This window comes from Nocardioides abyssi, from assembly GCF_030412915.1.
Lineage (GTDB): Bacteria > Actinomycetota > Actinomycetes > Propionibacteriales > Nocardioidaceae > Nocardioides > Nocardioides abyssi.
On sequence record NZ_JAUHJR010000315.1, the window covers coordinates 1 to 211 of the forward strand.

General features: G+C 82.9%; 1 protein-coding gene. It reads right to left on the minus strand.

Annotation, left to right across the window (positions count from 1 at the left end; all coding sequences use genetic code 11):
- Positions 1-211: YdeI/OmpD-associated family protein (locus QWY29_RS20860; RefSeq protein WP_500684591.1), on the minus strand; the 211-nt coding region annotated here is incomplete at both ends.

Below are 211 nucleotides of genomic sequence, written 5' to 3' on the forward strand. Positions count from 1 at the left end.
CATCGCCTGCGCCCGCGGGTCCGCCGCCACGGCGGCCCGCAGGTCCTCGGGCACCTCGAGCCGCGTGGGCGGTGCGTACGCCGCCTCCCCCCGCCCGTCGGCCCGGGCCGCCTCCCCCGCGGCCCGGCCGGCGGGCGCCATCCGGCCCTCCGCCTCGAGCCGGGCGATGATCTCGACGTTGACCTGCGACCAGCGGCTGCGCGGGGCGCGC